Origin of the sequence: Neobacillus niacini (genome assembly GCF_048572935.1) — a bacterium.
GTDB classification, from domain to species: Bacteria; Bacillota; Bacilli; order Bacillales; family Cytobacillaceae; genus Neobacillus; species Neobacillus niacini.
In genome coordinates this window covers 4899163-4920447 of the sequence record NZ_CP183883.1, presented here as the reverse complement: position 1 = coordinate 4920447, position 21285 = coordinate 4899163, and the positions used below count along the sequence as shown (strand labels likewise).

13 protein-coding genes, 1 tRNA gene and 1 pseudogene are annotated in these 21285 nt (G+C 38.3%); 11 read left to right on the top strand and 4 right to left on the bottom strand.

Annotated elements, in window-relative coordinates:
* Positions 1-202 precede the first annotated feature (202 nt).
* Both ACN6MT_RS24170 and ACN6MT_RS24165 read left to right on the top strand, forming a co-directional pair.
* Positions 203-334: pseudogene (locus tag ACN6MT_RS24170) on the top strand (hypothetical protein); the annotation flags it as partial.
* A gap of 678 nt (positions 335-1012) precedes the next feature.
* A complete protein-coding gene (locus ACN6MT_RS24165; protein ID WP_419888409.1) occupies positions 1013-3277 on the top strand; it encodes a glycoside hydrolase family 3 C-terminal domain-containing protein in 2265 nt (754 codons plus the stop codon).
* A 35-nt stretch (positions 3278-3312) separates the two neighbouring features.
* On the opposite strand, the gene ACN6MT_RS24160 is transcribed toward ACN6MT_RS24165, so the two are convergent.
* Entirely contained in the window at positions 3313-4554 is a 1242-nt protein-coding gene (locus tag ACN6MT_RS24160) for a helix-turn-helix domain-containing protein (protein ID WP_419888408.1), read from the bottom strand.
* 144 nt (positions 4555-4698) lie between these two features.
* On the opposite strand from ACN6MT_RS24160, the gene ACN6MT_RS24155 reads away from it, so the two are divergent.
* The 3 genes from ACN6MT_RS24155 to ACN6MT_RS24145 all read left to right on the top strand — a co-directional run bounded on the left by ACN6MT_RS24155 (position 4699) and on the right by ACN6MT_RS24145 (position 10765).
* A complete protein-coding gene (locus ACN6MT_RS24155) occupies positions 4699-6183 on the top strand; it encodes an NAD-dependent epimerase/dehydratase family protein (RefSeq protein ID WP_419888407.1) in 1485 nt (494 codons plus the stop codon).
* 194 nt (positions 6184-6377) lie between these two features.
* On the top strand, positions 6378-9116 hold the full coding sequence (locus tag ACN6MT_RS24150; protein WP_419888406.1) for a glycoside hydrolase family 78 protein: 2739 nt from the start codon (positions 6378-6380) through the stop codon (positions 9114-9116).
* A 215-nt stretch (positions 9117-9331) separates the two neighbouring features.
* Positions 9332-10765: an MFS transporter gene (locus tag ACN6MT_RS24145; RefSeq protein ID WP_419888405.1), complete on the top strand. Its 1434-nt coding sequence runs from the start codon at positions 9332-9334 to the stop codon at positions 10763-10765.
* Between the two features lie 255 nt (positions 10766-11020).
* On the opposite strand, the gene ACN6MT_RS24140 is transcribed toward ACN6MT_RS24145, so the two are convergent.
* Positions 11021-11094: transfer RNA gene (locus ACN6MT_RS24140), tRNA-Arg, on the bottom strand.
* 68 nt (positions 11095-11162) lie between these two features.
* Entirely contained in the window at positions 11163-11870 is a 708-nt protein-coding gene (locus ACN6MT_RS24135; RefSeq protein ID WP_419888404.1) for a TIGR02206 family membrane protein, read from the bottom strand.
* Positions 11871-12032: 162 nt separating this feature from the next.
* On the opposite strand from ACN6MT_RS24135, the gene mutS reads away from it, so the two are divergent.
* The 6 genes from mutS to ACN6MT_RS24105 all read left to right on the top strand — a co-directional run bounded on the left by mutS (position 12033) and on the right by ACN6MT_RS24105 (position 20141).
* On the top strand, positions 12033-14636 hold the full coding sequence (gene mutS, locus ACN6MT_RS24130; protein ID WP_419888403.1) for a DNA mismatch repair protein MutS: 2604 nt from the start codon (positions 12033-12035) through the stop codon (positions 14634-14636).
* Between the two features lie 12 nt (positions 14637-14648).
* Positions 14649-16538 carry a DNA mismatch repair endonuclease MutL gene (mutL, locus tag ACN6MT_RS24125; protein WP_419888402.1) on the top strand — a complete coding sequence of 630 codons (1890 nt, stop codon included), beginning with the start codon at positions 14649-14651 and terminating at the stop codon, positions 16536-16538.
* A gap of 438 nt (positions 16539-16976) precedes the next feature.
* A complete protein-coding gene (locus ACN6MT_RS24120; protein WP_034672868.1) occupies positions 16977-17429 on the top strand; it encodes a hypothetical protein in 453 nt (150 codons plus the stop codon).
* A gap of 261 nt (positions 17430-17690) precedes the next feature.
* Positions 17691-18239 (top strand): YsnF/AvaK domain-containing protein, encoded by a 549-nt coding sequence (locus tag ACN6MT_RS24115; RefSeq protein ID WP_419888401.1) that lies wholly within the window; start codon positions 17691-17693, stop codon positions 18237-18239.
* Positions 18240-18309: 70 nt separating this feature from the next.
* Positions 18310-18714 (top strand): YsnF/AvaK domain-containing protein, encoded by a 405-nt coding sequence (locus ACN6MT_RS24110; protein ID WP_419888400.1) that lies wholly within the window; start codon positions 18310-18312, stop codon positions 18712-18714.
* A 164-nt stretch (positions 18715-18878) separates the two neighbouring features.
* Positions 18879-20141: a hypothetical protein gene (locus ACN6MT_RS24105; protein ID WP_419888399.1), complete on the top strand. Its 1263-nt coding sequence runs from the start codon at positions 18879-18881 to the stop codon at positions 20139-20141.
* A 50-nt stretch (positions 20142-20191) separates the two neighbouring features.
* On the opposite strand, the gene mreBH is transcribed toward ACN6MT_RS24105, so the two are convergent.
* Complete coding sequence (gene mreBH / locus ACN6MT_RS24100; RefSeq protein ID WP_419888398.1) at positions 20192-21199, bottom strand: rod-share determining protein MreBH; 1008 nt, start codon at positions 21197-21199, stop codon at positions 20192-20194.
* Positions 21200-21285 lie beyond the last annotated feature (86 nt).

Genomic DNA, 21285 nt, shown 5'->3' with positions numbered 1-21285 from the left:
TCGCATTGTCGAAAACTGCGTCCATACAGTGTAAGTAAAATACGCTATGTATGTGCATTGTTTCCGACTGATTGAACGGATAACAAACCACGATACATAGCGTTTTCGCTTTTTGACGTCCCGAAGAGGATTCGAACCTCCGACCTACAGTTTAGGGAAAGTATGAAATTGTATAATCATATGACATAATTTATGTCAAAATGTCGTAAGGATGGCCAATGTTCCCGCTGTAATGATGTTAATGGGAAAATCAGCTTGGTATCTGCCGAAATGGCTCGATAAACTATTGCCAAATATTGATGTTGAAGGCGAAGCTATTTTAAAGGGAACTTGAAAAAAAGGACAACTTTAATACTAGTGATTATAAAAGTTCTAAAATAATTTAAATATCTTCTTTAGAGAGTAGGAAAGGGGAGAACAGATAAAATCTGTTCTCTTTTTAAATTTGGCTCTGTTAAAACTGAATATTGATTTCACTGTGTTTGGAAAATAAGCGGAGTATTTCCGTTTAAATAGGGAAATACCCATATTTCCTTTAAAACAGGCGGAGTTTTTCCGCTTAATGTATCCAAATCCTCGGATTTTGTCTTATTTAAAGCAGTTAATCGGAATATCTCCGCTTATAACTGCTCCAAAGGTCCCTCTATAGATAATAGCCGGAAATTCTCCGCCTATGGATTCTTACCCCTGGTACGAAAATCAACAATGAAAAATAACAGAGCCTTAAATTTAATAAAATTAAGATTACTCTGAAAGCAGTTTTGTAGCTTAAAAGTACAAAACTAATTTTTTTATTATAGTTTTATAGGCTGTTTGAAAAAATAACGCAAACAGTCTTTCAATTTACCTTTCAAAGGTGTATCAAGTTGTTTTTACAACTGATATTTTTAGTAACAATATTGATATAAATACAAAAAATAAAATGAAACTACCATAAAAAAACTATAACATCTTATATCATTAAATAGAAAACGGTGTCATTTAGTTAGTAATACGTAGGAGGTAGTATAGCATGAGCAGAAAAATCAAAGAACTAATTGATAAAATGACCTTGGAAGAAAAAGCGGGACTTTGTTCAGGTGCTGATTTTTGGAATACGAAGGCAATTAAAAGGTTAGGTATTCCTTCTATTATGATGACGGATGGACCTCATGGGCTTAGAAAACAGGTAGGGGATACTGACCATCTAGGAATTAATAAAAGTGTACCTTCCACCTGTTTTCCTTCAGCAGCAGGCCTTGCCTGTTCATGGGATAAGGAATTGGTGAACAGAGTTGGTGCGGCCATTGGTGAAGAGAGTCAGGCGGAAAACGTGGCCATTGTACTTGGGCCAGGAGTCAATATAAAGAGATCTCCATTATGCGGAAGGAACTTCGAATATTTTTCAGAAGATCCCTATATCTCTAGTAAGCTATCCGCTGATTTTATAAAAGGTGTTCAAAGTAAGGGTGTTGGTACTTCCCTAAAGCATTTTGCAGTAAATAATCAGGAATCTAAGAGGATGTCCATTGATGCAGTAGTCGATGAACGGACATTAAGAGAAATATATTTAGCTAGTTTTGAAGAAGCAGTGAAAGATGCACAGCCTTGGACAGTGATGGCGGCCTATAACAAAGTAAATGGTGATTACTGTTCGGAGAATAAGAAGTTATTAAGTGATATCTTAAAAGATGAATGGGGATTTGAAGGACTAGTTGTATCAGACTGGGGTGCAGTCAACGAAAGAGATTTAGGTTTAGCTGCAGGTCTTGAACTTGAAATGCCTGCAAGCGGCGGAATTGGAGATAACAAGATTATTGAAGCAGTCAGATCAGGAAGACTCTCAGAAGATGTACTTGACGCGGCTGTAGAAAGAATTCTAAAAGTAGTATTTAAGGCAGTAGAAAATAATCAGGAAAATGCTGTTTATAGTAAGGAAGAACATCATGTTTTAGCGAGGGAAGCGGCAAGGGAAAGCATGGTCCTGCTTAAAAATGAGGGCAATATCTTGCCAATTAAAGAAGTGGAATCACTTGCGGTTATTGGGGCATTTGCGAAAAGCCCAAGATATCAGGGCGGTGGAAGCTCGCATATTAATCCTACTAAAGTGGATAATATTTATGAGGAACTTGCAAAAGTAGCAGGAAACCAAACAACTCTTTCTTACTCAGAGGGATATTCACTAGAAAGTGATGAAGTAAATGAAAGCTTAATAGAGAAAGCGGTAAAAGCTGCAAAGCAGGCAAATGTGGCAGTGATTTTTGCTGGACTGCCCGAGCGATATGAATCAGAAGGATTTGACCGGAAACATCTTAATATCCCTGAAAATCATAGGTTATTGATTGAAGCAGTAGCAGATGTACAAAGTAACCTTATTGTTGTGTTAAGTAATGGAGCTCCAATCGAAATGCCATGGTTGAATAAGGTGAAAGGTGTATTGGAGGCATATCTTGGTGGGCAGGCATTAGGTGGAGCCATTGCGGATTTATTGTTTGGGCTCGCCAGCCCAAGCGGAAAGCTTGCAGAGACTTTTCCGAAAAAACTCGTGCATAATCCTTCTTATTTAAATTTCCCTGGAGATGGTGAAACCGTTGAATATAGAGAAGGAATATTTGTTGGTTACCGCCATTATGATACAAGGGATATCGAGCCATTATTCCCATTTGGTTTTGGTTTGAGTTATACAAGCTTTGAATATAGTAATCTACAAGTGAATCAGAAAGAAATCAAGGATAATGAAACCATTACGGTAACTGTGAAAGTGAAAAATACCGGTAATATGGCAGGAAAAGAGATTGTTCAGCTTTATGTCAGAGATGTAGAAAGCAATATACCGCGTCCTGAAAAAGAACTAAAAGGATTTGAAAAGGTTTCATTAATCCCTGGAGAAGAAAAGACCGTTTCATTCCAATTAGATAAGCGAGCATTTGCCTATTACAATGTTAAAATAAAGGATTGGCATGTTGAATCTGGGGTCTTTGAAATTTTGGTTGGTAAATCTTCAAGAGAGATTCTACTTAAGGAGACTGTCAATGTGGAATCTACAGTCAAGATTAAAAAAGTATTGACTAGAAATTCTACATTCGGAGAATTAATGGAACATCCTGTGGGAGCAGAAATCATGAAAGCCATGGGTCAGGGTCAGGCCAAATTCGAAGGGGAAAGCAGCTTAGGAGCGGGAATGCAGGAAATGATTTTGGGTACTACGCTTCATAATGCAGCTGTAATGAGTAATGGTGTATTTACAGAGGAAATGCTGGTGGGAATCCTGCAAGCTGTAAATAAATCAAATGAATGACAGTGAAACAAACCCGGCAGAAACTTTCTGTCGGGTTATTCTTGTAAAAGGTGAAACTTTTCCTTGTATTGTTTTGGGGTAATACCGGTATGTTTTTTGAAAACCTTTGTGAAATAACTCTGGTCAGAAAAGTTTAACAATGAACCAATCTCTGAAAGTGGGGTTTCGGTATATTCGATCAGATTTTTAGCTTCATCTATTTTAACTTGTTGAATATAGTCGCTGACAGAAATGCCCACTTCCTTTTTAAATAGGATGGATAAATAGCTATGACTTAAACTAACCTGATTTGCTACATCGTCGTGAGTAATTCTTTCATATCGATTATTGTAAATATAGTTTTTGCAGGTAGTAATGGTTTTAGAAAATCGTTCTTCTTTTACCTGATTTACCTTTTCTGTAAGGATAAAAAAAGCTTCCCCGGTTACATGGTCAATGTCTTTAATTGTTTTTAAGTCTTCTAGTCTCTGGATATAAATATCACTTAATGAAAAAGCAATTTCTGGGTGAAGTCCTCCTTCAATGGAAGCCCTGGTTGCCAGGGTAATTCCAGCAATTGATACGTTTTTTTTCGAGCGAATGTAGCTGGACTTTGACAAGACCCCGGTGCTTTCTTCTCCCATCTGAGTAAAGGTTTTAAGTTCCTCCAGCCGGCCCTCTCTAATAATCGTTAAGAGCTTCTTTTCTAAAAGTGGATCGTGGTGAAAAGCTTGTGGCTGTTCCCTTTTGGTATTTGGGAGTAGTTTACTCTTATCTTGATTTCCTTGTTCTCCAAAATTTACATTTTCCTTTGTGACCTGTTCAGTAGAAATTAGGGTTTGGTTAATCAGATAAAATGCCATAACGCTAATCTTTAATAGCTTGTCAATTGATATAACCGGCATGGAAGAATAGTAATGAGATACCTGTTCTCTCTGGGCAAAAACATGAAAATCATTAATTAACCCATTGATTTTCTGTTCGAATAAAACGTAGGGAAGAGAAGGGCCGATAATTAAGGTGCCTTCAATCATCTCCTCGTGAACTACGCTGAACAAAATATAATTCTCATAGAAGTAGGTTTTTCTAATAACAGGAACCTGAAATGGCTTGTCCGGTTCAAAGTTTAGTATGGAAAATAAATTTTGTTTCTCATTTTGATATAGGGGGTTTAATACCCTGTTATCAGTGATTTCAAACGTAATCTCTCCAGTCGGCTTAACGAAAAAAATAGATAAATCAAAGGTTTCAGAGATTAACTTACATACTTCTTTTAGAGTATCGATACGGTTTAGCATACTGATTTCCTACCCTTACGATTGTTTTAATAAAATGTCTATTAGTAAATAAATTACCAAATTATAAATGAAATTACCATATCAAATCATTAGGATTCTCTATCATGAATTTTATAAAAGGATTTTAGGAAAGAGGTGGAGGATATGAACAATAAAAAAACAGTATTTTTAACAGGTGCTTCGGGGAACATGGGATTCGAAGGATTTAAGCAATTGCTGAATAGAAGAGAGCATTTTGATATAGTAGCTTTGGTGTTGCCAACGGAAAAAGATAGGAAGAGCATGTCTCCGTATGAAAAAGAACCCGGTGTGAAAATCATCTGGGGAGATCTAACGAATTATGATGATGTAGCAAGAGGGGTAATGGGAGCGGATTATGTCCTTCATGTCGGTGGAATGGTGTCTCCGGCTGCAGACTATCTTCCTGCATTAACCACTCAGGTAAATGTAGGGGCTGTCAGAAATATTATTAAAGCCATTAAAGCTCAAGCGAATCCCGATGAGATTAAACTCGTTTATATAGGAACAGTGGCGGAAACAGGGGATCGAAATCCGCCTATTCATTGGGGAAGGCCGGGTGACCCGATTAATATCAGTGTATACGATAACTATGCCATTTCGAAGACGATTGCTGAACGGGAAGTGATTGAATCCGGTTTGAAATACTGGGTAACTTTACGGCAAACAGGAGTTCTTTATAGCGGGATGCTGGATAACTTAGATCCTATTATGTTTCACGAACCAATCAATGGTGTATTTGAATGGGTGACGGCACGTGATTCTGGCAGGCTTTTAGCGAATGTATGTAATGAGGATATTCCGGAAGAGTTTTGGAGAAGGATTTATAACATTGGCGGCGGAGAGAAATATCGGACAACCAATTATGAATTTATGGAAAAAAGCTTCGCGGCTTTGGGCATGGATGTTAAAAAAGTGACAGATTTAAATTGGTTTGCAACAAGGAATTTTCACGGTCAATGGTATGAAGATTCCGATGTGCTTGAAGAATATCTGCACTTCAGAAGTGGAAGCGCGGATGAGTTTATTGCAGAGTTAAAAGAAAATGCCCCTTTTAAAATGAAATTGGCTAAATATGTCCCCGCACTTTTTATTAAAAAGTTAATCATGGAACCAGTGGCCAATAAGGAACTTGGTACAATGTATTGGATGAAAAATGATGTGAAAGACCGGATTACTGCTTTCTTTGGTTCAAAGGAAAAGTGGAAAGAGATACCTAGCTGGGAGGAGTACAAAGCGGTGGAACCATCGAAAAAGGCGGTACGTCTTAATCATGGTTATGATGAAACCAAACCAAGGTCAGAACTGGATCTTGAGGATATGAAGCAAGCCGCGGAGTTTAGGGGAGGTGACTGCCTCTCGGAAACGATGCAAAAAGGTGACTTATCTACCAAACTTCGCTGGTGCTGTGCTTTTGGGCATTACTTTGAGGCTAGTCCAACTCTTGTCCTTTTAGGGGGACACTGGTGTCCTGAATGCTTGCCAGCACCTTGGAATTATGATGAAGAAGCAAAAAGGAATCCCTTCTTTGCACAAGTGTGGTATCCATTGCATGACAAAGAGGAATCCTATTTCTATGACCAAAGTATTCTGAGAAGTTATAAGAAGTAAAACACTAATCAACCGTTGTTAGAAAAGACTGTTTACATCATAACAGTCTTTTTTAATTTATTTTTTAGATTTTAAATTAGAATACCAAAAATAAATTGATATTACCATAATAATGAAATGATAGCGATTAAAATAGATGTAGAAAGCGATACCATACTTATAAATATAAAATTCTTATGAGAGGAACTAATACCATGAAAGTAACAGATTTACGGATAGAATATCAAGAAAATCCTCTTGGTCTTGATGTTAAAAAGCCCAGATTCTCTTGGAAACTTATATCAGAAGAACAGAATGTTTTGCAAACCGCCTATCAGATCATTGTTTCAAAAGAAAAAGAAAAGGTTTGGGATTCCGGTAAGATGGAAAGCGGTTCATCTGTCTTACTAGAATATATGGGACTAGAGCTTGAGAGACAGACTAAGTACGATGTTCAAGTTAAGGTGTGGGACAACAAAGGAAAACAGTCATCTGTTGAAGGCAGTTTTGAGACAGGGCTTCTAAAGGGAAGCAACTTTCGTGCAGAATGGATTACACATGATTTTCCGGCAGAAGAAACGGCCTGTCCTATTTTTACAAAAGAATTTAAGGCAGAGAAAGAGATTAAGAGTGTCCGAATCTATGCAACTGCATTAGGCGTTTATGAAATAAAACTCAACGGTGAAAAGGTAGGAGATACTTATTTTGCACCAGGGTGGACGAACTATCATAAACGGCTTCAATACCAAACGTATCAGGCGGATGAACTGCTTCAAGAGAAAAATAGAGTAGAAATAACAGTGGGAAACGGCTGGTATAAAGGTATATTTGGTTTCACCTGTACTCCTAACCATTACGGTGATCGAGTGGCAGCTCTGGCAGAAATCCATATTACGTATACTGATGGAACCTCACAAATCATCAAAACGGATGATAGCTGGAAGGTGACAACGGGCAGTATCCGCAGTAGTGAGATTTACATGGGGGAAACCATTGATTCATGTTTTACGGAACCCAATTTCTCTGATGCGGTCATCTTTCCATTTGATAAAGAACGAATTGTGGGGCAGGAAAGTGAGCCTGTAAGAATTACCAAGAGGATGCCTGCTTTAAAATCATTTACTACACCAAAGGTTGAAAAGGTAATCGATTTTGGGCAAAACTTAACTGGCTTTGTAGAAGTAAAGGTACATGGACAAATTGGACAGAAAATAACCATTCGACATGCAGAAACTTTAGATAAAGATGGGAATTTTTATTCCGAGACACTTCGCCAGGCAGTATCGATTGACCAATTTATCTGTAATGGAGAAGAACAAACCTTTAGACCACATTTTACCTTCCATGGGTTCCGGTATATTGCTATTGAAGGACTTGAGGAATTTGAACTTGAAAACTTCACAGCTTGTGTATTGCATACCCATATGGAGGAAACTGGTACATTTACAACTTCTAATGCTCTTGTCAATCAGCTGCAAAGCAATATCCAATGGAGCCAAAGAGGAAATTTCCTCGATATTCCAACAGATTGCCCGCAAAGAGATGAGCGCCTTGGCTGGACAGGTGATGCCCAAGTATTTGTAGGAACAGCGGCCTATAACCACAATGTGGCTTTGTTCTTTTCCAAATGGCTCCATGATTTAGCATCGGAACAGACTGAAGAATATGGTGTCCCTCATGTAGTTCCCAATATCTTAGGAAACCAGGAGGGAGCAGCAGCCTGGAGTGATGCAGCTGTCATTATCCCATGGGTGGTTTATGAAACCTATGGGGATGAAAGGATATTAGAAGAGCAATATGAGAGTATGAAAGGCTGGGTTGATTATATTACAGCACGCTGCGGAACTAATGGACTCTGGCAGACTGGTTTTCAGTATGGAGACTGGCTGGCATTGGATAAAGAAGAAGGTGCTGATCGAACGGGTGCAACCGACAAATACCTGGTTGCAAATGCTTATTATGCCTACTCTGCCAACATCGTTAGCAAGACGGCAAGTGTCCTTGGAAAAGAGGAAGATAAAGAACAATACGAGGCACTTTATAGAAAAATCAAGAAGGCATTTAATGATGAATACCTTACAGCAACTGGAAGATTGGTGAGTGAAACACAGACGGGCTGTGTGTTAGCCTTACACTTTGATTTGGCCGAAGAAAGACATCGCGCAAGAATTTTAGAGTCGTTAACCAAGAATATTGCCAACCATAAAAATCATTTAACTACGGGTTTTGTTGGTACACCATATTTATGCCATGCTTTGTCAGATAATGATGAGCATGACTTGGCTGGAACTCTTTTTCTAAAAGAAGATTATCCTTCATGGTTATACGCTATTAAAAAAGGCGCTACAACCATTTGGGAACGCTGGAACTCCATTCTGCCAAACGGTGACTTTGATGAGTCGGGGATGAATTCGTTGAACCATTATGCATATGGTTCCATTGGGGAGTGGATGTACAAAAAGCTAGCTGGAATCAATCAGTTAGAGCCAGGATACAAGAAAATTTTTATCAAGCCTCAATTTATCAAAGGGATTACTTCCGTAGAAGCAAACTTTCAATCTGTTTACGGTGAGATAAAAAGTGCTTGGTCTTGCAAGGAAAGTAAAATTAAGATAGATGTCGTTATTCCTGCTAACACAACAGCAGTATTGTATTTACCAGAGCGGAAGCAGGCCATTGAAGTAGGTTCCGGATCCTACCACTATGAATATGAGACTGAAACGGATTTAGACAGAAATAGGTTTTCCATGGATTCTACTCTGAAGGAAATCCTTGATGAGCCATTGGCTGTTGAAATCCTAAATCAGTATGCACCAGATATGATTAATCATCCTATGATTCAGTTTGCCAACCATTTATCGATTAGTGAGGTTTTAGCGACTGCCCCAGGGGAAACAGAAACACTATTTAAATTGGTCATTGATACATTAAACAAAACGGAAATCACCGTATAAATAAATGGACTAGAAGGTTAATCCTATGGTTGGAAGAACGGATGTATTCCTTTCCAACCATAGAATTAATAAGTGCCTTTGAAACGAATTTAAATACTTCAAAGATTAATGAGATTACTAAATAAAGAAGGATATTACCATAATAGTAAATTAGATATTAATACAATTGAAGTTAGTAACCGATAAAAAAATGAAACATATAAGGAGGAGAAGGTATGAAAACAGAACAAGAAATATTAAGCAATAATCCATTGAAATCCCCCGGTAAAAAGAAAAAAGAACTTGGTCTTGATTCACAAGGTATCCAAAAAACGATGCGGTTCCACCATTACCTTGGTGACGGTGCAGGGCAGGTTGCCTTAAACTCTATCAACGGATTGATTGGAATGCTTACCTATTTTTACACGGATAAGGTTGGGATTGCAGCAGCAACAGTAGGTACGATTATGCTTGTATCCAGAGTATTGGACGCGATTACAGATCTTATAATGGGTAAAGTAGTTGATTCAACAAAATCTAAATACGGTAAGGCTCGTCCATGGATGTTATGGACTGTAATTCCAACATTATTAGCTATTATTTTACTTTTTACTCTACCAGCTGATGCTTCTGCTACAACTAAAACCATTTATGCTTTAATTACTGTTACGTTTGCAACCGCTATCATTTACACTGCAATTGCGATACCATATGGCAGTTTGATGGCCATGAGAACCAAAAGCTCAGAAGAACGCAGTAAAATGGGAATTACTCGTTCTGTTTTCGGTTATATCATTGGAATGGTAATTGCAATCATTTTAATTCCGTTAACAAATATGTTAGGTGGAGACCAAGGAGCCTGGATAAAGGTAGCAGTAGTATTAGGTTTGTTATCAAGTATCTCTCTTTACATGACTTTCCTTGCTTCAAAGGAGCAGAATGATGTAGGTATTAAGGAAGAACAAGAAGATAACATCCCATTTTTTGAGAGCATAAAATTATTATTTAAGAACAAGTATTGGGTTATTATGTTATTTGCGCAATTATTCATTAATATGATGTACGTACTATCTGGGTCAACGGGGGTATATTACACTAAATATATACTTGGTAATGAAAACTTAGTAGGTATTATGGGAGCAGTTGGTCTCATACCTGTGTTTCTTGGTTTTGCATTAGTTGGTCCAATGATTAAAAAATTCGGTTTGACCAAGACAGCACGAATTGGTTTAGCTTTAGGTATTATCGCAACTTTGATTCGCTGCTTTATGCCATACAGCTTTATGGCTGCCTTAATTTTAGGAGGAGTTGCTACATTTGCTACGATTCCAATGATGTCTGTTGGTGGTGTACTAGTAAATAACACTGTCGAGTATGGTGAATGGAAATCTGGTAAGAGATTGGTAGGAATGGTTAACAGCGCAAACAGCTTTGGTGTAAAAATTGGAAGCGGTTTAGCCGCAGCCTTAATTGGGTGGATTCTTGCATTTGGAAACTATGATGGTGCATTGGCAACGCAGCCAGATTCTGCGATTACTAGTATTTTGGTACTGACTGTATATTTGCCACTAGCATTGTTTGTTATTACCTATTTACTTCTACGTAAATATGATTTGGATGAAAAATATCCACAGATTGTTAAAGAAATAGAAGAAAGAAAAAATAAATAATATAAATAATCAGGTCAGGAGGAGGCATTCGGGATGAATTTTCGAATGTTTCCTTTTTTATATAGTTAAAAATAAAGGAGAAATATGATGAGGTCCTATACAACACAACCTTAGTTATGCAGGCATTGAATGAAAAGACATCCCATTCGAATCTCATATTTTTCAAAAAGGTATACATGGATTTTCAGTGGTTAATACTATTTGAATGCTTTTAACAATAAATGAAAAAGCCTTGAAAAAATCAAGGCTTTTTAACGTCCCGAAGAGGATTCGAACCTCCGACCTACAGTTTAGGAAACTGTTGCTCTATCCTGCTGAGCTATCGGGACACTTTTATAAGGAACGATACTTATTATAAATAGTTCCTGGTAAAAGGTCAATAAGTAAATAGCCAAAACTAACCAAGTCTTTTTTTTCGGAATATTAACCAAACGATGAGACTAAGGGATATTAATAAAAACTCCATTGATAAGATGTACCAAGGATACGGACCTAAAAGATCCAATAGGCTTGGACTCTTCGGTTTATAGCTTAAAAACATATAATTTCCGTCGACTGCTTTATTTATGACCAAAATGATTGGCATTAAAATATTCAAAAAGACGAACAATTTTACAACCGACCAAATGGTTGGTCGATAGCCTACCACCCAAGTGAAATAAAAGACCACCCAAATGTCCATTAAATGGGTATAGAAAAAATGAAAATAGCGAAAATGAGGAAAGTCAAAGTTTAATAATGGTGTAAAGATAGCTTGAGAAGCTCCTAATAAGGCTGTAAATAACAATATTTCATATATGATTTTTTTCCTCGTTAATAATAACAACACCGATAATACCAGGCTAATACTACACAATTCTAATGGAATGGCATGACTGACATCCCACATGTCGTTGACAGTCATCCAAATATGGTACGTTACTTCTATTAATAGAAGAGATAACCCTGCCGTTACCTCTGCTTTTCTCCACTTAATATCCCTTAGAGTTTCTCTATTGATATAAATTAAGACAGCGCCTAAAAATAGAAGGGTTATAATCACAAAATGGCTGATAGAAAACATTTCAAAATCAAATTCCTTATAACTGCCTCCGAACCATCCCATGAGGACCACCCTTTTCGATTTTGTACTATAAATTATATGCAAGGAAGTAGAATCCACGAACATTATCATTAAAAGAAATTTCTACCTCATCTAAGTTTAACTGATATATGATATAATAGTTTGTCGAAGATACTCGAAATGATTAAACAAGTGGAGGTCATTATGGCTGGTTATACGCCGATGATACAACAATACTTAACCGTGAAGGCAGATTATCAGGATGCCTTTTTATTTTTTCGCTTAGGCGATTTCTATGAAATGTTCTTTAATGACGCGATTAAAGCTTCACAAGAATTAGAGATAACGTTAACGAGCAGAGAGGGCGGCACAGAAGAACGGATCCCAATGTGCGGAGTACCCTATCATTCTGCACCGAACTATATTGAACAACTTATTTCAAAAGGCTATAAAGTTGCCATATGTGAGCAGATGGAAGATGCCAAGCAAACCAAAGGCATGGTAAGACGAGAAGTTGTCCAGCTTATCACACCAGGAACGGTAATGGATGGCAAGTCATTGACCGATAAAGAAAATAACTACATCGCTTCAATTTCATATTTTGATGATCAAACCTATGGTTTTGCCTATACCGATCTTTCAACAGGTGAAAGCAAAGTTACCCAGTTGTCAGGTAATTTTGATGAAGTTTTAAATGAACTTGCTGTTTTAAGTACAAAAGAAGTGGTTGTGGCAAGCAACTTTGACGCTGAATTACAACGGAAAATGCGGGAACGTGATGTCTTAGCCATTTCGTTTGAAGATAATAGTTCAATAGAGATGAATTTTTCCAATCTCTTGGACAATCTTAATCAAGATAAACTAAAACAAAGTGCAGCAAGGCTATTTCACTATCTATACCGCTCCCAAAAGCGAAGTCTTGACCACCTGCAGCCTGTGACTACTTATCAAATCCATCAATATATGAAAATTGATTACTACTCAAAACGAAATCTTGAATTGACAGAAACCATCCGCTCCAAAGGGAAGAAAGGCTCCTTACTGTGGCTGTTGGATGAAACGATGACAGCAATGGGCGGAAGGATGCTGAAAACGTGGATAGATCGTCCATTACTGTCTCAAGATGAAATTGAGCACCGTCAAACCATTGTAGAAGTATTGATGAACAAGTATTTTGAACGTCAGGAGCTGCGTGAAAAGTTAACCGAAGTTTATGATTTGGAGCGGTTGGCGGGCCGTGTGGCATTTGGAAATGTGAATGCCCGCGATCTTGTTCAATTAAAGCGCTCATTAATGCAGATTCCGTATTTAAAACAAATTCTAAATGGTATGGAGCATGAAGTTGTAAAACAGATTGCAGATTCTCTTGATCCTTGTGAAGAAGTAACAGATTTATTAGAGCAGGCCATTGTTGATAATCCTCCTCTTTCACTGAAAGAAGGGAATATCATCCGCGACGGATACAATGATCAGTTGGATCAATACCGTTATGCCAGCCGAAACGGGAAAACCTGGATTGCCCAGCTTGAACGTGAAGAGAGGGAAAAGACGGGGATAAAATCTCTAAAGGTAGGTTTTAACAGAGTATTTGGTTACTATATTGAGGTTACCCGTGCAAACCTTCATCTGTTAACCGAAGGACAGTATGAACGCAAACAAACCTTAACCAATGCAGAACGCTTTATCACCCCGGATTTGAAAGAAAAAGAAGCATTAATTTTAGAAGCAGAAGAAAAATGCGGAGAGCTTGAATATGAACTGTTTACGGAAATTCGTGAGATTGTCAAAGAACATATTCCACGCCTTCAGGCTGCTGCAAAAGCAGTAAGTGAACTTGATGTGCTCCAATGCTTTGCAGAAGTGAGTGAAAACCGCCGCTATGTAAAACCGCAGTTTTCCACAGAAGGTAAAGTGGTTATAAAAGAAGGCAGACATCCTGTGGTTGAAAAAGTGTTGAATGCACAAGAGTATGTCGCGAATGATTGCTTTATGGACGGCGACCGTGAAGTTCTTCTTATCACGGGTCCAAACATGAGCGGTAAAAGTACGTACATGCGTCAAATTGCGTTAACTGCCATCTTAGCCCAGATTGGCTGTTATGTACCGGCAGATGAAGCGGTACTGCCTATTTTTGATCAAGTATTTACGAGAATTGGAGCGGCGGATGATTTGATTTCTGGCCAAAGTACGTTTATGGTCGAAATGCTTGAAGCTAGAAATGCCTTGACCAATGCCACGCAAAACAGCTTAATTTTATTTGATGAAATTGGCCGTGGTACTTCTACCTATGACGGGATGGCATTGGCTCAAGCGATTATTGAATACATCCATAAACATATTGGTGCGAAAACACTGTTTTCAACTCATTACCACGAGTTAACCGTCTTAGATCATCAGTTAGAAAAATTAAAGAACATCCACGTTAGTGCGATTGAACACAATGGAAAACTTGTTTTCCTTCATAAAATAAAAGATGGACCGACGGATAAGAGTTACGGAATACACGTTGCTCAATTAGCAGGGCTTCCGAAGGAACTAATTAATCGTGCCAATGAAATTTTATCAGCACTTGAAAAACCAGATGTACAATCTGTACAACCTGTACCTGTAAAAAGTGCAGTGAAGCAAATCGAAGAGCATCCGGCACAGCTGTCATTCTTTGATGAACCGAAAGAGCCAAAGAAACAAGAGCTTTCTTCTAAAGAAAAGAAAGTGATTGATAAAATGAAAGAAATAGATTTATTAGATATCACTCCGCTTCAAGCGATTAATCTCTTGTACGAGCTTCAAAAGAAGTTAAAAAGCTAGGAGGTGACACGTATGGGTAAGATTATCCAGCTAGATGACGCGCTATCCAATAAAATTGCAGCAGGTGAAGTAGTTGAGCGTCCGGCTTCGGTTGTAAAAGAATTAGTAGAGAACGCCATTGACGCTGGCAGTACGGTCATTGAAATCGAAGTAGAAGAAGCAGGACTTGCAAAAATTCGAATTACCGATAATGGGAATGGAATTGATGAAGAAGACGTCTTACTTGCCTTCCAACGTCATGCGACAAGTAAGATTAAGAACGAAAATGACTTGTTCCGTATTCGCACCCTTGGGTTTCGTGGGGAAGCTCTGCCGAGTATCGCTTCTGTTTCACGACTGGAGATGAAAACCTCGACCGGTGATGGTGCAGGAAATCGTGTAGTGATTGAAGGCGGCAAGGTTGAAGTCTATGAGAAAGCTTCAAGCAGACGCGGAACGGATATAACCATTACTGATTTGTTTTTTAATACACCAGCACGCTTGAAGTATATGAAGACCATTCATACGGAGCTAGGGAATATTACGGATGTCGTGAACCGACTTGCGCTTTCCCATCCAGAAGTTTCCTTCCGGTTAATTCATAATGAACGTAAGCTGCTGCAAACGAACGGTAATGGTGATGTCCGCCAAGTGCTTGCTTCCATATATGGAATGGCGATCGCGAAACAGCTTGTACCTATATCTGGGGAATCATTGGATTACAAAATTAGCGGTTATGCCTCGATGCCTGAGGTAACGAGAGCCTCTAGAAATTATATTTCTACAATGATTAATGGCCGTTTTATTAAAAATTATGCCTTAGCCAAAGCAATTCAGGAAGGGTACCATACATTACTTCCTATCGGGAGATTCCCGATTGTTCTCCTCAATGTTGAGATGGACCCATTATTGGTGGATGTTAATGTACATCCATCTAAAATGGAGGTTCGGATCAGTAAAGAAACAGAACTAAATGAATTGGTTACAGGTATCATCAAAAATGCGTTTAAATCGAAGATATTGATTCCGTCAGCTTATACGCAAGAGAAAAAAGAGATACCAAAGTCAGAACAGACTTCGTTAATTCTTGATGAACGAACGAATGATACGCCTACGCCGCGTAGTAATGAAATGAAATGGGAAATGCCAGCCTTTTCAAGCCCAACCATTCAAGAAAAGGCAGAACCTTTAAAGGTGAATTTTGAACCTGTGCTGCAGCCAAGAGTAGAAGTGGAAAACCATCCACAAAATTGGGAATACGAAGAACCTGAAATAGATCAGGAACCAATTGAGAAAGAGCAGCATACGGAAGTTACCCGCCAGGATGATAAAATAGAAAGCAGAATACCTCGGTTATATCCAATTGGACAAATGCACGGAACGTATATATTCGCACAAAATGAAAATGGTTTATATATCATCGATCAGCATGCTGCCCAGGAACGGCTAAAGTACGAGTATTTTCGTGAAAAGGTCGGGCAGGTCCATGCCGAGCTCCAAGAATTACTTGTTCCCATCACGCTGGACTATTCAACGGATGAATATCTAAAAATTAATGAAAATCGTATGGAATTAGAGAATGTCGGGGTTTTCCTAGAGGAATTTGGATTGAATAGCTACATCGTTCGCTCTCATCCGCAATGGTTTCCAAAGGGAGAAGAAAAGCAAATCATCGAAGATATGATTGAGCAGCTTCTTTCGATGAAGAAGGTCGATATCAAAAAGCTTCGAGAGGAAGCTGCAATTATGATGAGCTGTAAAGCTTCGATAAAAGCCAATCGTCATCTGCGTAATGATGAAATTCAAGCGTTACTTGATGACTTGCGAAAAGCCTCGGATCCGTTTACCTGTCCGCATGGCAGACCTATTATTGTTCATTATTCATCATACGAGATGGAGAAAATGTTTAAAAGGGTAATGTAATTATGGTTAGAGTGTTTTCTTTATTAAAAGAAAGCACTCTTTTTTTTTGCTGTGTTAAAGGGAAATTATTGATTTTATATGGAAAGGACGACACCAGGACTCCACGAATATTCAAAACCCTCAAATTACGGTTACAATCAGATTTGGATAGTGCCGATAAATCACCGCTCCCCAAATTATCGTAAAAATCAAGTGAGGATAGTGCCGATAAAGTAAAACTCCCCAAATTATCGTAACAATCAAGTGAGGATAGTGCCGATAAAGTAAAGCTCACCGAATTATTGTAACAATCAAGTGAGGATAGTGCCGATAAAGTAAGGTTTGCCAAATTATCGTAACAATCAGGCAAGCACAGCAAAAATATTTAGAATAGGACTTATATTTGGTTGTTAGATAGTGTAAAATTACACTATAAGGGAGACAAAAGGAGGTGGCCGAATGTTTGTTTTTGGCATCTTAAGTACTTTTTTACCTATAGTCATAATTATTTTTGTAATTGTTTACGCTGTGAAACACAAAGAAAAGGGGGGAGAAGCAGTGATACGTCATCTTTATACGTATTTAGTCCTGTTTGCAACACTTATGATGGTAATTGGGGGAGGAATTTCGATTTTTATGGCCGCTGCCGATTTGGTCAGTCCACCAGGTTACTATCAAAACTTTGAAGATTTTAAGCAGGTTTACCATGATGGCAAAGTTCCGACGGATGAAAGTCAGAAGTTATCAGATGATGAAATTCGTGAAAGATATGACCAAATGGTAAAAGATGAAAAGAATCGTGCAAGAGAAAACGCAAAAAACCAAATCATTAAAAGCTTAGGATTTATTGTTATTCCATTTCCCATTTTCCTTTATTTCAACAATATGAGAAAACGTCAAAGTGAAATTTAAAGGGAATGTCTAGAATCCATCCATAACAAACATAACAATATATGGAAAATGACTATCGAGAAGTTTGAAAACGATAGTCATTTTTTATTGGAGTAAGTAACGTCTAAAAGATGTGTTACAGCAGAAATTTTTTCGGTAAAATGAACAACTTTTTTTAAATAATAAGTTTGAAAAGGTATCTTAATCCATAAGAATAAAAATACCTCTTGGGTAGATTATATAAAGGCATTACTTTTAATCAATTTGCGAGGAGGAATACTTATGGGTAACATTTTTGATTTGTTTGGTGATGACAATTCACAAAATACAAATAATCAAGACAGCCAAAATAATGCATCAACTCAAGGAAACAATGCTAGCTCCAGCGCACAAGGAAACAATGCTAGCTCAGGTACCCAAGATAATCAAACTAATGGTTCCCTAGAGCTTCATAAAGAAGAGCTAGACATTACGAAAAATAAAGTCGATGCTGGTGAAGTTGTTCTTTCAAAAGAGGTTGTAGAAGAACAAAAAACCGTAGAAGTTCCTGTTATGCACGAGGAAGTTGTGATAAAGAGAACGCCATTGAACGAACGTAGTAATGCATCAATCGGGTCTGATGAGACCATCCATATCCCTGTCAGCCAAGAGCAAGTTCAAGTAAACAAATACACAGTAGCTACAGAGGAAGTCTCTGCTTCCAAGCGCCAAGTTCAGGAAACACAGCAAATTCAGGAAACTCTTAAACATGAAACGGCTAATGTTAACACCACTGGAAGTGTCGACTTTGTTTCCGATACAACAGGTTTTGAAGATATAAATAACAGCTAAAAAATAAAACACCTTTTCATCCTCCATAATGAAAAGGTGTTTTCACTCTTTTCATTGGAGGAGGTTTAAGGTGTCTGAACAGCTCGAAAAGTCAAATGACCACAATGAGGATGTAACAATCAAATTACATAAGGAAGAATTGCAGGTAAGCAAAAAGTGGATAGAGACATCAAACGTTAAAGTTTATAAGAAAAGTTATACGGAAGAGAAGCAAATATTGGTTCCTGTTCGTCGTGAGGAGTTAATCATTGAAAAAAAGATAGTAAATTCTGAAGGCGAATTGGATGAAAATATTGAAACCATTCGTATTCCTTTGAGGGAAGATCGTATTGAGGTGACTTTACATTCAACTCTCCTTGAGGATGTAGAAATATATAAGAACCAGTATGAAGAAGTAAAACAATTTATTGAAACGCTAAAGGAAGAAAAAGTTCATATCGAAACGATAGGTGATATCAGAATTAACAGTCATTGATTAATTTTTATCATACACAACCATTTATGCTCCCGTCTCTGATATTTTATTGGCGAGAGCTATATTTATTTTGCCTCCGTTAAGATGGGAAATGAGTAACCGCATAACATAGGGAATTGTTGGTAAAATTAACAAAGACTATAAGTCAAAGGAGAACATTCCCTATGCCGCATCAGAAGTTTCAGTCAGCTAACATAAAACCACGTTATTCTAAAGGGCGGATATCTGTATTTGGGATTAATTCGGTTTATCCACGTCCTCCTTGGATTGCCGCTTGGTGGTCTGCTGCTTTTCCTGGGTTTGGACACATGTTTATCGGGAAGTATCTTCACGGTTTGATTCTGATACTTTGGGAACTTGTGGTGAACAATAAATCTCATTTGAACATGGGGATTGCTCTATCTTTTCAAGGTAAATTTGCAGAGGCTACTGCGGTTATCGACCAGGAATGGGGTCTCCTTTATGTGGCAGTATACATATATAGTATTTGGGATAGTTACCGATGCGCTGTAGAAATAAAGAAAAGTCACATTTTATCTGAGATTGAAGATGCACCGGTTACTCCTTCAGAAGTTAGTTTTTTTGATGTTGTAATCTTAGATAAGAAAATTCCAACTGTGGGAATGTTCTGGTCTGCTTTTACACCTGGCCTAGGACAATTATATGGAGGAAGTACGGTCGTTGGTGCATTTGTATTGGCATGGTGGATCTTTGTTTGCTATAAGGCAGAGGCAGTAGGTACCTTCCTCTATTCGTTCCTTGGGGATTTTACCCAGGCGGCGGCAATTGTGGACTGGCAGTGGTTTTTGTTTTTACCTTCGATGTACGCTTTTGCGATTTATCAAGGATATGTCTCTGTAACCGAAAGCAATACTCTATTTGATATTGAACAAATACGGTTTCTTAGGGTGAGGGCGGAAAACTTGGGTCAAAAAAACGCATCGGAAACAAATCTTGTAAAAATCATAGCTACCTTTGATTTTTCCCCGTTTGTGGAGATGGTCATCCATGACATCGAGAAACTGGGAGTACCACAACAGAATATCGTTGCATTGCCTCTAGAAAACTTGGATTCAAAAGCACATATCATTGACACTATTCATCGAGTGGATGGCAGAAGTATTCTCGATGGAGCGATGATGGGCGCAACCATCTTTGGTGTCCTCGGCACGATATATGGATTCGTGTGGCACTGGGGACCCGTCATATGGGGTCTGCTCGGCTTAGCAGGTGGTTTTCTTTTAGGGTTGATTATCGAGTTAGCAGTCAATAAAAAGAAAATAGATGTTTTTGCGCGCAGTAAAGGAGAGGTTATTATAGAGGTAACATGCAATGCCTCAATGCAGGATCAGCTAATGAAAATTCTTAAATCACGCAGGGCATTGGGTTATGTAATCATGCCGCAACGGTCACAGCATAATCCTTAATATGGAAAAAGTAAAATAGAGTGAACCGAAATGGTTCACTCTATTTTTTCTTACTTCACTGAAGCTGGAAGCTTATGCATGTATTTAAGAGCTTTTCCGGTTCCAATTGCAACGGATTCTAATGGTTCTGGAGCGAGTTGAACGGGAACAAAGATCTCTTTACTCAGCCACTCTTCCATTCCCTTCATTAAGGCACCACCGCCTGTTAGAATCACACCGCGATCGACGATATCACCACTTAATTCAGCAGGACAATCCTCAAGGGTGGCACGAATCGCTTCTAATATATGAGATAATGATTCTTTTAAAGCATTGCGAATTTCATAGGATGAGAGTGTAACAGTTTTTGGCAGCCCTGTTACAAGATCACGTCCGCGTACCTCCATAGTAAGCTCTTCGTGGTCAATTAAGGCATAGCCTATCTCCATTTTGATATTTTCAGCTGTTCGTTCGCCAATTAACACATTATATTCTTTACGGACATGTTGAATGATTTCATCATCAAGACGGTCTCCGCCAATTTTAATAGAATGGCAGGAAACAACACCACCGAATGATATGATCGCTACCTCAGTATTACCGCCGCCAATATCAACCACCACATTGGCTACCGGCTCATCCACAGGCATTCCAGCACCAATAGCAGCTGCAACTGGTTCCTCAATCAACTGAATTTTTTTTGCACCGGCATTTCTCACAGCGTCTTGAATCGCTCGTCTTTCAACACTTGTTGATCCAGAAGGTGTACAGATGACAACATTGGGTTTACGAACGGCAAAGCCGACAGATTTAGAAGCCTTTCGCATGATATGTTTCAGAAGCTCTGTTGTAAGATCATAATCGGCAATCACACCTTCTCGCAGCGGCCTGATCGCAATAATTTTCTCAGGTGTTTTTCCAATCATTTCTTTTGCTTCTGTACCAAAAGCAACAACTTTTTTAGTTTCTGTATCAATCGCTACCACCGAAGGTTCATTCACAGCGATTCCTTTATTTTTACTATAAACTAATATATTTGCTGTTCCTAAATCGATTCCAATTTCAAAGTTTGATAACATTTCTTTCACCTAATTTCCTATTTTTCGACAACTTTCCATATTGGCTAGTCATCTTTCTACAAAATAAGCTACGATTAAGACTACCA